General features: G+C 60.4%; 12 protein-coding genes. All 12 read right to left on the minus strand.

Annotation, left to right across the window (positions count from 1 at the left end; genetic code table 11):
- Window positions 1–22: 22 nt before the first annotated feature.
- Entirely contained in the window at window positions 23–754 is a 732-nt protein-coding gene (locus BLQ98_RS15015; RefSeq protein ID WP_093734076.1) for an SDR family NAD(P)-dependent oxidoreductase, read from the minus strand.
- A complete protein-coding gene (locus tag BLQ98_RS15020) occupies window positions 751–1311 on the minus strand; it encodes a DUF3833 family protein (protein WP_414718540.1) in 561 nt (186 codons plus the stop codon). Before BLQ98_RS15020 ends, BLQ98_RS15015 begins: the two co-directional genes overlap by 4 nt.
- Window positions 1311–2552 carry an MFS transporter gene (locus tag BLQ98_RS15025; protein ID WP_093734078.1) on the minus strand — a complete coding sequence of 414 codons (1242 nt, stop codon included), beginning with the start codon at window positions 2550–2552 and terminating at the stop codon, window positions 1311–1313. Before BLQ98_RS15025 ends, BLQ98_RS15020 begins: the two co-directional genes overlap by 1 nt.
- Window positions 2549–3310, minus strand: coding sequence for a DUF1365 domain-containing protein (locus BLQ98_RS15030; protein ID WP_093734079.1), 762 nt, complete (start codon window positions 3308–3310; stop codon window positions 2549–2551). Before BLQ98_RS15030 ends, BLQ98_RS15025 begins: the two co-directional genes overlap by 4 nt.
- The gene (locus tag BLQ98_RS15035; protein WP_093734080.1) at window positions 3307–4626 is read right to left on the minus strand and encodes an NAD(P)/FAD-dependent oxidoreductase; all 1320 of its coding nucleotides are present in this window, start codon (window positions 4624–4626) and stop codon (window positions 3307–3309) included. Before BLQ98_RS15035 ends, BLQ98_RS15030 begins: the two co-directional genes overlap by 4 nt.
- 142 nt (window positions 4627–4768) lie before the next feature.
- Window positions 4769–6010, minus strand: coding sequence for a DNA recombination protein RmuC (locus BLQ98_RS15040; protein ID WP_093734081.1), 1242 nt, complete (start codon window positions 6008–6010; stop codon window positions 4769–4771).
- On the minus strand, window positions 6007–7884 hold the full coding sequence (gene mutL, locus BLQ98_RS15045) for a DNA mismatch repair endonuclease MutL (protein ID WP_093734082.1): 1878 nt from the start codon (window positions 7882–7884) through the stop codon (window positions 6007–6009). The genes BLQ98_RS15040 and mutL overlap by 4 nt, the downstream gene beginning before the upstream one ends.
- A gap of 73 nt (window positions 7885–7957) precedes the next feature.
- A complete protein-coding gene (locus BLQ98_RS15050) occupies window positions 7958–9181 on the minus strand; it encodes a urate hydroxylase PuuD (RefSeq protein WP_093734083.1) in 1224 nt (407 codons plus the stop codon).
- Window positions 9182–9194: 13 nt separating this feature from the next.
- Window positions 9195–10637: a uracil-xanthine permease family protein gene (locus tag BLQ98_RS15055; protein ID WP_093734084.1), complete on the minus strand. Its 1443-nt coding sequence runs from the start codon at window positions 10635–10637 to the stop codon at window positions 9195–9197.
- Window positions 10638–10696: 59 nt separating this feature from the next.
- Window positions 10697–11197, minus strand: a complete 501-nt coding sequence (locus tag BLQ98_RS15060) for an ureidoglycolate lyase (RefSeq protein ID WP_244148449.1) — start codon at window positions 11195–11197, stop codon at window positions 10697–10699.
- Window positions 11194–12009: a bifunctional allantoicase/(S)-ureidoglycine aminohydrolase gene (locus BLQ98_RS15065; protein WP_093734085.1), complete on the minus strand. Its 816-nt coding sequence runs from the start codon at window positions 12007–12009 to the stop codon at window positions 11194–11196. The genes BLQ98_RS15060 and BLQ98_RS15065 overlap by 4 nt, the downstream gene beginning before the upstream one ends.
- Window positions 12006–13418, minus strand: coding sequence for an allantoinase PuuE (gene puuE / locus BLQ98_RS15070; protein WP_093734086.1), 1413 nt, complete (start codon window positions 13416–13418; stop codon window positions 12006–12008). Before puuE ends, BLQ98_RS15065 begins: the two co-directional genes overlap by 4 nt.
- Window positions 13419–13781 lie beyond the last annotated feature (363 nt).

Below are 13781 nucleotides of genomic sequence, written 5' to 3' on the forward strand. Positions count from 1 at the left end.
GCAAGACACCCGCCCGACCGGATCACCCGAACAGGCGGTAATAAATGCCGTCGGGCAGGAACTGCGCCAGCCGGAAGAACAGCGAAAATCCGAACGGAAAGCTCTTCTTAAAGCTGGTGCCGCTCATATGTTCGACCACCTGTTGGGCGGCGGCTTCGGGCTCCATCAGGAACGGCATTTTGAAATCGTTCTTGTCAGTCAGCTGCGTCTTTATAAAACCGGGGTTGATTACCTGCACCTTGATGCCGGTTTTGCGTAGATCAGCGTGCATACATTCCGCCAGCGACAGGGTCCCCGCCTTGGAGGCTGTGTAGCCGATAGATTTTGGCAATCCACGATAGGCCGTAAGGCTCGAGGTAATAACAATATGCCCCGCGTCTCGCTTGACCATATCAGGCACGACTTCTCCCATCACGCGCACAAGGCCGGTAAGATTTACATCTATCATAGTGGTTGCGTGTTCAGGCTCCCACGCCTGCGCGCCAAAGGGCCAGTAGGCCCCTGCCAGATAGACAATCCCGTCTACTGGACCAACAGCTTTGACCGCGGCACGGATACTATCGATATCCTGCACATCGATGGTCTGATAGCTGGCGGACACGGGCAATTCTCTGGTCAATGCCGCCAGCTTGTCTTCGGATCGGGCCGAGACAATGACTTCGGCACCAAGTCGGCCAAGCTTATGCGCAAGCGCTTCGCCTAATCCCGCGCTCGCCCCGATCAGCCAATAGCGCTTTCCGGTCCATTCGGTCATTGTTCATCCTTTCTACGAATTGTCGCAACAAGTTCGGCCACCTTCAGGCCAAATTTGCGAAATTGGCTGCGGTTGATGATCGTCCCGTCGCGAGTAAGATACATCCAGTCCACAGTTTTCAGCTGGTGCGCACCGACGTCATCGGGCAGCTGGATGACATATTTCGATTGTACCGTCGCGCCAACGTTGCGCCCTTTGGCGGTGCCGATGACATCGGGTGCTGTCGCGGTGAAATGCCCCGCCTCGCCCAATGTGATCGTCCAGACACGGTCTTGGGTGGTGTTGTCATCATAGACAAAATGTTCGTTGATTTGCGCGGTGTCGCCGTCCCATGTCACGATAAAGTCAGCCACAAAGCTGCTGGTCACCCGCCCCGACGGGCCAAAGATTACGCCCTCGCAGACCATGGCCCCGTTCAGATGCTTCTTCATGTCGAAGACGGTGTAGTCATCCGCATAGTCCGACGGCTTTTGTGCAGAAAAGCTCATGACAAGCCGCCGCGCCAGCCAGACCGCCAGCACCAGGGCAGCCCCTATAAAGACATAAACCACATCCATCATTTTTCGTCATCCTTTTGCAGCGGCGTGGCGGCCATCAACCCGATGGCAATCAGCTTGAGCACGCAAGGCACTCCGGCATAAAGCCCTATAAGGGTAGTGATCGCCACAGGTGCATTTCCCGTGGCAGCGCTGTCAAAACCGGACGCTTGCAGGGTGGGAAGTAGCGCTATGGCAGCGAAGGCAAGGGAGAATTTCGACACAAGTGACCACAGCCCGAACCCTTCGGCGGCAGACGGTGCCACAACCGCCATACGTGCCGCGAACATGGCAGGTAGAAGCGTCAGATCGGCCCCCAGCACTGCACCGGAGGCAAGGCACACCAGCACAAACCACGCCAAATCCCCCGCCCCCAACAGCAATGTGCCCGCGAACACCACAATCGCCAGCGTCATTGCAGCAAGCAAGACGGGCTTGGGGCCGAAACGCTCTGCCAGTTTGCCCCAGAACGGGGCCGCGACGGCAGCAGAGAGGAAAAACACCAACAACAGCGGCCCCTCCCACCCCGGTGCGCGCAGCACGCTTTCGACATAGAATAGAAAGAGCGTCGACGTGACTGCAACCGGGGCTGCATTAAACAGCGCGATCACCAGCAGCCGACGCGCGACGGGATCGCGCAGCACAACGCCGATACCCGTGGTGCCCTCAACGCCTGTGCTGTGCCACTCGCCCCGCATGGCAAAAACGCCCGCCGCGCCAAGCACGGCAAAGCCGACGGCGAACCCCGCAAACGGTGCACCTAACACCACCCCGAGCATCACAGGCAGCACCGAGGCGACGCAGACGCCCAGCAAAGCCCCCGTTTCGCGCCAGCGTGCCAACATCAAATGCCCACGCCCGGGCAACGTTGCCGCCTTGGCGACGCCTTGAGCATAAAAACAGATCGTGAGGAAACTGAACGCGGAAAACACGCCCGTCAGGGTCAGCGCAAACCAGATCAGCGGCGGCAGCAACGGCGGAACCGCAAACAGCGCAAACATCGACCCTGCCATCAGGGCTGTGCCAATAGCGACAGCCACCCCGCGTTGGTGGCGCAGCATATGTGACAGTCGCCCCAGCAGCGGGTCTTGGACCACATCAAGCAGGCGCAGCCCAAACAGCACCGACCCCAATGCACCAAGGGACACCCCGTATTCATCAACAAAGAACTTGGGCGCGTGAATATAAATCGGCAGCCCCGCCGCCGCCAACAGCGACGCAAACAGCGCATATGCCGGCAGGTGATGCGCCGAACGGGTCACGTTTTCGAGACGTCATTCACCGGCGGTTCGGGGCGCGGGCGATAGCCGCCGCCCTTCCACCAGAGTTTTAGCGCCTGCCAATGAATTAGCCCGAGCACACGCCGCGCTCCGAACGGACGCCGCAGCAGCGACCACAGAATAGCACGGTTCGTCAGCGGGCTGCGCGTACCGGTCAGGGTGGCGATCAATCCGCCATCAGTTTGGGTATAGTCGATCCAGACGCCGATATGATCATCGCGAATATCAAAGCGAAAGCTGTATCCGCCTTCGACCGGCTGAAAGGGCGAGACATGAAAAACCTTGGTTGCGTGCAGGTGATCGGTCGACTCTATCGGGCGCAGGTCATCGTGGTGACACAGATAACTGTGACGGTCGCCGAATGTATTCGACACCTCTGATATCACCGCGATCAGCGCCGCGTCCGCGCGCCGGCAGAGCCAGAAACTAACAGGGTTAAAGACATGCCCCAGGACCCGAGGCTGTGCCATCAGCTCTATCCGAGCCACACCCGTAACGTCGTGCTGCGCCAGAACATCGCGCACCCAAGCGGCCCCGCGACCCGCACCTTTGGGGCCACCGTGGTCCGCGTCCCACAGGGATGTCACAGCGCCACGGTTGCGCCCGAATAGCGCGGGCGTTTGCAGATCCGCCTCTGCATCCAGCACGACATAATCGATAGAATAGCGAAAGCTGTTTTCGACCGCCCCCTTGCGCCCATGATAGGTCACGCCCCGGATATGATCGACGCCGGCGCTCATTCTGCGGCCAATGCGACCTTGGTCTTGGCACGCAGCCCCTGCACCACGTCAACAGCGCTGGACAAGCCGTCTTCGTGAAAGCCGTGCTTCATCCATGCGCCGCAGAACCAGGTGTTCTGTACGCCATTGAAACCGCGCACCTGTTCCTGCGCTGCCAACGCGCCCAGATCATAGACCGGATGGCGCAGAGTGACCTGATCATAGATCAGCTCTTCGCGGATCGGGCGTTTGGTGTTGAGCGTGACAAAATGCGGATCGTCCATCGGGATAGGTTGCAACGAATTCATCCAGTATGTCAGGTCGATCCGGTCGGTCTGCTGTCCCTTGTCCTCAGCATAAATCCAAGATGCCCATGTTTTGCGCAGCTTGGGCATCACGGACGCATCCGCATGCAGCACCACGTCGTTCGGTTGGTATTTCACGGCGCCCAAGGCTGCACGCTCTGCTGCGCTGGGGTCGGCCAGCAGTGCAAGTGCGTCATCCGAATGGCTGGCAAACACGACCTCGTCAAAGGCTTCCCATTCCGCGCCGTTGGTTTTCACCTCTACCCCCAACGGGGTGCGGCGGACGGATTGGACAGGGGTGCCAAGACGGATGTCAACGCCTTTGCCCGACAGCGATGCCCCCAGACGGTTCACATATTCCTGGGACCCGCCGTCGACCGTATACCACTGGTGCTGCCCTGTGTGGCTTAACAGAGCGTGGTTTTCAAAGAAGTCGATCATCGAATAGGCTGGGAAATCCATGATCTTGTCTACGGGTGTGGACCAGATCGCGCCGGACAGCGGCGTCAGGTAATATTTGCGGAAATATTCGCCCGCACCCAGCTTGTCCAAAAAGCCCGCGATGGTCAGCGTGCGATCCTGCGCCAGTTTGGTGGCCGTGTTGTTGAACCGCACAATATCGGTCAGCATCCGCAGGAATTTGGGGTTCAGTGCATTGCGCCGCTGCGCAAAGATCGAATCCAGCGTCATCAGGCCATATTCAAGCCGCCCGCCGTCAATGGACGCACCAAAGCTCATGTTGGATTTAACCACGGGCACGTCCAGTTCTTTGAACAGCGCGGCGAGGTTGGGATAATTGGCATAGTTGAACACGATAAAGCCCGTATCCACAGGCTGGTCGCCGTTCTTGCCCGCCATCTTGGTGCGCGCATGACCGCCCAGACGGGGGCAGCTTTCGAACAATGTGACCTGATGGTCGTCGCCCAACATATGCGCCGCCCCCATGCCGGAAATACCCGCGCCGATGACGGCAATTTTTCGGTGGCCAGCCAAAGGGGTGTTCTGTGGCGGGTCGATGGCTTCAAATGGCATAAGGCGAGAAATTCCAGTCTGTCAGGTTTGATCTGTGCTTGGGCTGATACACGGTCCGGACGCTACATGAGTTGCAGTTAATAACGCACTAACTATGACTTTCTGTAACACCCTTGGCGTGGCTCCTCGCTTAGTTAGCCCGTCAGGGCGTTTTGTCAGGGCGCGATAAGGGCACGACGCGACTATCCTGCTCTGACAACTCTTCGAAATCAAAATTATCAAGCCGCGCCGCACGCTTGCCCGCGCGTTCGGCGGCAGTGCCCAACCCTTCAAGGTCGGCGCGGGCCTGCCCGAAATGGGTGTTCAGCTTGCCCACGCGTTCCACCACAAGCTCTACGTCGCGGTGCAACATCTTGAGCGTCTTGCGAATGGCCCCCGCCTGTTCCCGCATCCGCGCGTCTTTCAGGATCGCACGCATGGTGTTCAGCGTCGCCATGCAGGTCGTCGGCGACACGATCCAGACCCGCGCGTCAAAGCCTTCGCGGACCAGTTCGGGAAAGTTGGCGTGGAGTTCCGCATACACGGCCTCGGAGGGAAGGAACATCAGCGCGCCATCGGCAGTCTCGCCCTCAATGATGTATTTCGTAGTGATTGCTTGAATGTGTGATTTGACCGCGACGCGCATGGCGCGGGCGGCATCCTTGACCTCGTATTCCGTCTTGGCACGGCGCAGGGCTTCATAGGCTTCAAGCGGGAATTTGCTGTCGATCGCGATCGGCCCGGGCGGGTTCGGCAGGTGGATCATACAATCCGCGCGTTTGCCGTTCGAGAGCGTCGCCTGCATGGTATAGCTGTCGCTTGGCAGCGCCTTGGAGACGATATCACGCAGCTGGATTTCACCGAATGCGCCACGGGTCTGTTTGTTGCTCAGGATATCCTGCAACGACAGCACGTCGCCGGACAATTTGGTGATATTATCCTGCGCCTTGTCGATCGCCGCCAGCCGTTCCTGAAGCTGGGTCAGACTGGTGTTTGTCTGCTTGCTTGACCCGTGCAACGTCGCGCTCATCCGTTCTTGCATCTCTGCAAGCGACCGCGCGGATCGGGCCGCGTTATCGGCCAGCCGGTCCTGCATCTGCTGCTGTACATGGGCCATCCGCGTCTCGATGCTTTGTACCATCTGGGCTTGCGCATTGGCCTGCGTGTCCGACACGGTCTGCAAGCCGCCGCGCAGTTGTTCCTGCCCCATGCCAAGCTGTTGCACATGGCCCCCCAAGATTTGCATCTGTCGCGTCAACGGCGCAGCAACACGCGCCGTGCGGCCCGCGGCCCGCACGGCCATCACCAGCAAGATTAGCACCAGCAAGACCACGCAACCGCCACCGATCAGCAGCAGCATGGCAGGGTCTGTCAGTGCGTAGGTTTCACCGCCAAGCTGGATCATGTGCGTCCGAACAGACGTTCAATGTCGCTCAACTTCAGCTCTACATAGGTGGGGCGGCCATGGTTGCACTGGCCTGAATGGGGCGTCGCCTCCATCTCGCGCAGCAGCGCGTTCATTTCCTCGCCGCGCATCCAGCGTCCCGACCGGATTGATCCGTGACAGGCCACACGGCTGAGGATCGCCTCGATCCGGGCCTGCAGTGTGTTGCTTTCATTTTGGTCCGCCAGTTCATCGAGGATATCCAGCACCATCGCCTTGGCGTCCACCGTGCCAAGGATCGCGGGTGTTTCACGCACGGCGATCGCGCTACCGCCAAAGGGTTCGATCCCCAGCCCAAAGCGCGCAAGTTCATCCGCGACCTCAAGCAGCCGCGCACAGTCCGACGCTGACAGATCCACGATTTCGGGGATCAACAAGGCCTGCGCTGCGACACCGTTTTCCGCCATCTGGCGTTTCAGCTTTTCATAGACCAGACGTTCATGCGCTGCGTGCTGGTCAACAATCACCATGCCTGTCGCCGTTTGTGCGATGATGTAATTCTCATGCACCTGCCCGCGTGCGGTTCCCAAAGGAAAGTCCGGCGCGGGTGCCGGCGTCTGCGCGTCATGGCTTTGTGCATCAGGGGCGTCAGCACCATACTGGGGGGGCGTTTCAACACGGCCCCACATGCCGGCGGTTTCGGCAAATCCCGGCTCCGGCGCTTGGGCCTGATAGGCGGTCGTGCGCGCACCGAGCGAGGGGCGGTCCATCTGATATACGCGCCCTGAAGGTTGTTCGGGCCGCATTGCCCCCAAGGTCGCGTTCGCCACAGTGGTCGAGGCGCGGTGCCCCGCATCCGCCAGCGCATGCCGCAACCCTGAAACGATCAACCCGCCCGCCAGACCGGGGTCGCGAAAGCGCACTTCGGATTTGGCGGGGTGGACGTTCACGTCGACGAGCTTGGGGTCACAATCGACAAACAGCGCGGCTGCCGGATGGCGGTCACGGCTGAGCAGGTCAAAATAGGCGCCGCGCAACGCGCCCACCAAAAGCTTGTCGCGCACCGGGCGGCCATTCACGAACAGGTATTGCGTTACGGCAGAGCCGCGCGAATACGTCGGCAGGGCCGCGTAGCCCGTCAGGTGCAGACCATCGCGTTCGGCATCGATGGCCAGCGCGTTTTCAGCAAACTCGCGCCCCAGCACTTGCGCCAGACGGCCATGCAGTGCTGCGAACATATCGCCTTGTTCGGCGTCCGCGCGAAACACCTCGCGGCCTGGACCATCGCCGGACACATCGCGCAAGGTGAAACGCACGAAAGGTTCCGCCATCGCCAACCGCTTGATGATGTCAGAGATCGCCTGCGCCTCGGCGCGATCGGTGCGCAGGAACTTCAATCGTGCGGGCGTAGCAAAGAAGAGATCCCGCAGGGTGACGACGGTGCCACCATTCAGCGCAGCAGGGCGCACAGGGCCGGTCACGCCGCCGTTGACCGAAATCTCGGCCCCGTCCTGTCCGGCAACACGGCTGCAAATGGTCAGCCGCCCGACAGCCCCAAGCGAGGGCAGCGCCTCGCCACGAAAGCCGAATGTGTGGATGTTCAGCAGGTCCGTTCCGTCGATCTTGGAGGTCGCATGCCGTGACAGCGCCAGCGCCAGATCGACCGCCGCAATGCCGCAGCCGTCGTCGGTGACGCGGATCAGCGTCTTGCCACCATCGGCATATTCAACCGTGATCTGGCGGGCCCCCGCATCAATCGCGTTCTCGACCAGCTCCTTGACCGCTGAGGCAGGGCGTTCAACGACCTCCCCGGCGGCGATGCGGTTAATCGCCGAGTCGTCCAGTTGCCGGATAACCGGACGATTTTCGCTTATATTGGGGTTTGGATGTGCCATGCAGCTAGACCTAGCATAGAGGCGCGCGATTCTGAAAGCCGCGAATACGGATGGTTAACGCGCGTCGGCGAGGTTAATCCTGTGTGGCCGCGTTAAACCAGGCGACGATCTCGGCGCGTTCGCTGGCCTGCATATGGCTCAGGTTTGCAGGGGGCATGGCATCTGTCACACCCGCTTGCAAATAGATCTGTTTCGCGGCGCTGGCGATCTGGTGTTCGGTCTCGAGCCGGACAGATTTCGGCGGCCAGAGCAGCCCGTCCCACGCGGGTTCTGCGGCGTGGCACATGCTGCACCGGCCACGCACGATGTCATGCACCCGGTCGAACCCTTCGGCCTGGGCAAAGCGCAGCGCGGGGCCGGTGGCCTCTTCCGGCTCGACGCTGCGGAACATGGGCGCAGTCGACAGCCACATGATCGTGACGAACAACAGCGCGGTGACCGCCCATGTCCACGTCGGATTGCCCTGACGCGCGTGCAGGCTGTTGAAGTAATGGCGGATCGTGACCCCCATGAGGAATACCAGCGCCGCGATCAGCCAGTTCATGTCCGACGCGAAGGCCAGCGGGTAGTGGTTGCTGAGCATCAGGAAAATAACCGGCAAAGTCAGATAGTTATTATGCGTGCTGCGCTGTTTGGCGATCTTGCCGTATTTCGCATCCGGCACCCGTCCCGCCTTGAGGTCGGCCACCACGATCCGCTGGTTCGGCATGATGATGAAAAACACGTTTGCCGACATGATCGTCGCGGTGAAAGCCCCCAGATGCAGCAGCGCCGCGCGCCCCGAAAAGACCGACGTATAGAAATAGGCCATCCCCACGAGGATCACATACAGGCCGATCATCAGCCGCGTGTTGTTGTCGCCGAATTTGCTTTTGCAAATTTGATCGTAGACCAGCCAGCCAAAGCCAAGCGACAGCAGGGAAATCCCTACCGCCTGCCAGCTTGCCAGTTCTGCAACACTGGGATCAACAAGATAGAATTCGGCCCCGAGGTAGTAGACCAGGATCAGCAACGCAAAGCCCGAGAGCCACGTTGAATAGCTTTCCCATTTGAACCAGATCAGATCGTCGGGCATCTGCGCGGGGGCCACCAGATATTTCTGCACGTGATAGAACCCGCCGCCGTGGACCTGCCATTCTTCCCCGTCCGCGCCGGTTTTGAGGTTGCGGTCACGGTGCAGGCCCAGATCCAGCGCGATGAAATAGAACGACGACCCGATCCACGCGATGGCCGTGATGACATGCACCCAGCGAACGGCAAACTCGATCCAAGCGCCAATGGCGGCCATATCGTACATGGGGGGTAGCTCCTTAGTGACGTGTCTTGGTTGTATGCGGCAGCTTGCCCTTGGATCTGCCCGATAACCCGCCCGAGACTTCCTCGGTTGATTCTTCGGCCAGTTCTTCGGGCAGAAGCAGGTTCAGTACAATAGCAATCAGGGCCGCGGGAAGCAGACCGCTGGTCAGCAAGATCTTGGCCGTATCGGGCAGGTGTTGAACCGCACCCGGTTCCAGCTGTAGCCCCAGACCGATCGAGATCGAGATGGCAAAGATCACCATATTGCGGCGGTTCCAGTCCACATCCGACAACATCGACATGCCGGCGGCCACGACCATGCCGAACATCACGATAACCCCGCCGCCCAACACCTCGATCGGGATGGTACGGATCACGCCGCCCACCTTGGGGACCAGCCCACAGACGATCAGGAACAGCGCGCCGATGGTGACGACATGGCGGCTCATCACGCCGGTCATGGCGATCAGGCCGACATTTTGGCTGAACGAGGTGTTGGGCAGGCCACCAAAGATGCCCGCAACAGCTGACCCGATCCCGTCGGCATAGGTCGCGCCCTGAATTTCGCTATCCGTCGCTTCGCGGCCTGCGCCGCCTTTGGTGATCCCTGCGACGTCGCCCACGGTTTCAATCGCCGAAATAAACGCCATCAGGCAAAAGCCGATGATCGCGGCTGCCGAAAGCTCGAACCCGTATTTCAGCGGGTTGGGCAGTGCAAAAGCGGCGGACCGTGACCATGACCCGCTGATATCACCAAAGCTGAGCATACCGACGGCCAGTGCATAGACATACCCTACGATCAATCCGATCAGCACCGCGGAAATGGACAGCATCCCGCGGGTGAAAAACTTGACCCCCAGCGTGACAAAGATGACCACCAGCGCGGCCGACCAGTTCAGCAGGCTGCCATAGGCGGGCGTGCCAATCGCGGGCACACCACTTGCGGCGTATTGAATGCCCACCTTGACCAAAGCCAGACCGATCATCGTGACCACCAGCCCGGTGACAAGCGGCGGCAATGCAAATCGGATCTTGCCAATAAACAGCCCCAGAAACGCGTGGAACAAGCCCCCGATCACCACACCGCCAAACAAGGCAGCCAGTCCGTCGACACCTTTGCCCGCCACCAGCGGGATCATGATGGGGATGAATGCAAAGGATGTGCCCTGCACAATCGGCAGCCCTGCCCCGACCGGCCCGAGCGTCAATGTTTGCAACAACGTCGCGACACCGGCAAACAGCATCGACATCTGGATCAGGTACAGCAGTTCGGGAAAATCGGGCGAATTCGACCCGAAGCCAAAGCCCGCCGCGCCTGCGATGATGATGGCGGGAGTGACATTTGACACGAACATCGCCAGCACATGCTGAACACCCAAAGGAATGGCGCGATGCAGCGGCGGCATGTAATTGGGGTCGCGCAGTTGTTCCGGCGTGCCGATGGCGTGGCGTGTCATGTCAAATGTCCCTTGTTGATCACTGGCCGCTATTGGTGCGGTCCGTTTATCTGCGGGGTTTACCCCTTGATCACATAAGGCGGGTCCAGCGGGTATTCGTCAAGGTTCGCGCTTGTGCCGATGCGGTCCACAACCGCGAATAGCCCTGGCTCTGCCAAAGGCGTAAGCACGCCGTGCCATGTCCCGCGGCGAAAGTTCACGCCCTGATGCGGTGCCGTCATGAAAGCCAGCGGCGTGCCGGGGGCATCGCCCTCGTCGGGTGCCACGATCACAAGGAACGGCTCGCCCGTCAGCGGGAGGAAGGCTTGCGACCCTTCGGGGTGCCGTTCAAGCAGGTCCAACTGGTACGGCAGGCTACGGGCCTGCGCATTAAAGATGCTGATGCCCGCGCGACCGTCGGGCCCGAAATCGAGCTTTGCCAGATCATGATGCCGCCCACAAAGCCCCGCGTTGATGATCCGGTCCGGCGCGCCCGAGGCGTCCAGCACCTCTCCGAAAGGGGCGAAGGCATCTGCGGTCAGGGGCTGAACGGTGATCTCGCGCATGGCAGCGCCGGTCATAGCGCTAGCGGCATATGGCGGTTCACATCCTTATACAGCAGATAGCGGAAGGGTTCTTCCCCCGTCGCGATACAAGCCTGCGGACAAAAAGCGCGTAGCCACATGAAATCACCCGCCTCAACCGGCACCCAGTCGCGGTTCAGCAAATAATCTGCCGTGCCCTGAATGACGTAAAGCCCGTGTTCCATCACATGGGTCTCTGCGAAAGGAATGCGACCGCCCGGCTGGAAGGTCACGATATTGACGTGCATGTCGTGGCGCAGATCACTGGGGTCGGCAAAACGCTGGGTTGCCCAAGCCCCATCGGTATCGGGCATGGCAATAGGCGCGACATCCTTGTCATGGGTGACGAAAGCATCTGGCGCGTCGATCCCTTGGGCAGGGACATACCGTTTGCGCACCCAATGGAGACCACACGGCGTATCGCCGGTGTTCCACAGCGTCCACGGGGTAGCAGGAGGAATATACGCGTAGGACCCCGCGACCAGATCGTGGGCGTCGCCATCCAGCATCAGCTGCGCCGTCCCCGTCGCCACAAACAAGACCGCCTGCGCCTGTGCGTCCGGCTCGGGGGTGTCGCTGCCACCATTGAGGGCAAGTTCTATCGCGTATTGCGCAAAGGATTCGGCAAAACCGGTCAGCGGCCGCGCCAGCACCCAAGCGCGTGTGTTCTCCCATCCCGGCAACAGGCTGGTCACGATGTCCCGCTGCACCGAGGCAGGGATCACCGCATAGGCATCGGTGAAAACAGCTGTGCTTTCGGGCGACACGGATTGATCCGGCAGACCGCCGGGGGGGAAGGCATAGGTCATAGCATATCCTCTAGACGCAGACGTGCGATCCGTTCGACCTGCGCGCATGCGGTGGTAAATTCGTCTTCGGTTGCGTTGGCGATGCGGGTCTCGAACTGGCGCAGGATGCCGTCCTTGTCGTGATCTTTGACGGCGATGATAAAGGGAAACCCGTGTTTCGCGACATATTGGCTGTTTAACGTCTCGAACCGCGTACGCTCGGCGTCGGTCAGCGCGTCCAGCCCGGCGCTGGTTTGCTCCTGCGTGCTTTCCGCCGTCAGCCGTTTGGCCGCCGCCAGCTTGCCCGCCAGATCGGGGTGCGCGGTCAGCACGCCTAGGCGTTCCGCGCGCGTCGCCGACCGGAACATCCGCGCCAGTGCATTGTGAATACCCGCGACAGAGTTATGCGCCGGCCCAAGTTCAAGCTCATAGGCGCGTTCGGCGATCCACGCTGAATGTTCAAACACGCCACCGAATTTTGCGACAAAGCTGGCGCGGTCCATCTGGTCCAGACGCAGGCGCGGCTGAGGCGGATGGGTTGCGCGCCAATGGTCGGCAATGTCGATGCGGCGCGGCGTCCAGACGCCCTCGAACCCTTTGATATAGTCGATAAAGCGTTTCAGCGCCTGTATCCGTCCGGGCCGCCCGATCAGACGGCAATGCAGCCCGACCGACATCATCTTGGCCTGCCCTGCGCTGCCTTCGGCATAAAGCGCATCGAAGGTATCGCACAGGTAGGTGTAGAACTGTTCACCCGAGTTAAAGCCCTGCGGCGTGGCAAACCGCATGTCGTTACAGTCGAGCGTATAGGGTATGATCAGCTGATCGCGGCCCGCCACCTGTGTCCAGTAGGGCAGATCATCGTCGTATGTATCAGAGATATAATCGAACGCCCCCGTCTCTGCCGCCAGCGCGACCGTGTTCACAGAGCTGCGCCCCGTGTACCAGCCGCGCGGCGCATGACCGACGACTTCACGGTGCAGGCGGATCGCCTCGTCCATGTCGGCGCTTTCGACTTCGGCAGTGTGATCCTTGTAGTCGATCCACTTCAGCCCGTGGCTTGCGATTTCCCAATCAGCTTGGGTCATTGCCTCTACCTGCTGGGGGGACCGCGCCAAGGCGGTGGCGACGCCATAGACGGTGACAGGGATATCGGCACCGGTGAACAGACGGTGCAGCCGCCAGAACCCCGCCCGCGCGCCATAGTCATAGATGGATTCCATGTTCCAGTGGCGTTGCCCCGGCCAAGGGGCGGCCCCGACGATTTCGGACAAGAATGCCTCTGATGCGGCATCCCCGTGGAGCAGACAGTTTTCGCCGCCCTCTTCATAGTTCAGCACAAATTGTACAGCGATCCGCGCCCCTCCCGGCCATTGAGCGTCAGGCGGTGTCGGGCCGTAGCCGTGAAAATCACGAGGGTAACGTGTCATGAGATCGTCCTTTGGTCAGCGCCCGCCTGCAAAGGGAAACCTCGCACTGTGGGCCGATTGTTTTGTTCAACCTACAGTTTTCTGGCACTGATTTTTCGCAATGTACAGCCAGCCACCCCCTTACAGAAGGTTGGCTGGCTGCCAGATCGGCTCGAGTGGCCCTGCTCTCTTATACCGAAAGTTCTAAGGCGCTGGCCGGCCTGAAACTAAAACACATGCGGGGATAAAATCGGGCGGGAAGGTGAGTGGAAGGGGCCGCTCTTGCTGCGCTATGCAACACGAGTCCTGTCGGCCCCTGCCCAATGATCGCCGCACCAGGTGCAGCTTGCCCGATCATAAGAATTCTGTCCCCCAGAATACATA

The sequence above is a fragment of the Sulfitobacter litoralis genome, from assembly GCF_900103185.1.
GTDB lineage: Bacteria > Pseudomonadota > Alphaproteobacteria > Rhodobacterales > Rhodobacteraceae > Sulfitobacter > Sulfitobacter litoralis.

Excerpts from the sequence above, each read along its gene's own strand:
- BLQ98_RS15015 (WP_093734076.1), bottom strand. The coding sequence starts at position 754 with ATGACCGAATGGACCGGAAAGCGCTATTGGCTGATCGGGGCGAGCGCG.
- BLQ98_RS15020 (WP_414718540.1), bottom strand. The coding sequence starts at position 1,311 with ATGGATGTGGTTTATGTCTTTATAGGGGCTGCCCTGGTGCTGGCGGTC.
- BLQ98_RS15030 (WP_093734079.1), bottom strand. The coding sequence starts at position 3,310 with ATGAGCGCCGGCGTCGATCATATCCGGGGCGTGACCTATCATGGGCGC.
- BLQ98_RS15035 (WP_093734080.1), bottom strand. The coding sequence starts at position 4,626 with ATGCCATTTGAAGCCATCGACCCGCCACAGAACACCCCTTTGGCTGGC.
- BLQ98_RS15040 (WP_093734081.1), bottom strand. The coding sequence starts at position 6,010 with ATGATCCAGCTTGGCGGTGAAACCTACGCACTGACAGACCCTGCCATG.
- mutL (WP_093734082.1), bottom strand. The coding sequence starts at position 7,884 with ATGGCACATCCAAACCCCAATATAAGCGAAAATCGTCCGGTTATCCGG.
- BLQ98_RS15050 (WP_093734083.1), bottom strand. The coding sequence starts at position 9,181 with ATGTACGATATGGCCGCCATTGGCGCTTGGATCGAGTTTGCCGTTCGC.
- BLQ98_RS15055 (WP_093734084.1), bottom strand. The coding sequence starts at position 10,637 with ATGACACGCCACGCCATCGGCACGCCGGAACAACTGCGCGACCCCAAT.
- BLQ98_RS15060 (WP_244148449.1), bottom strand. The coding sequence starts at position 11,197 with ATGACCGGCGCTGCCATGCGCGAGATCACCGTTCAGCCCCTGACCGCA.
- BLQ98_RS15065 (WP_093734085.1), bottom strand. The coding sequence starts at position 12,009 with ATGACCTATGCCTTCCCCCCCGGCGGTCTGCCGGATCAATCCGTGTCG.
- puuE (WP_093734086.1), bottom strand. The coding sequence starts at position 13,418 with ATGACACGTTACCCTCGTGATTTTCACGGCTACGGCCCGACACCGCCT.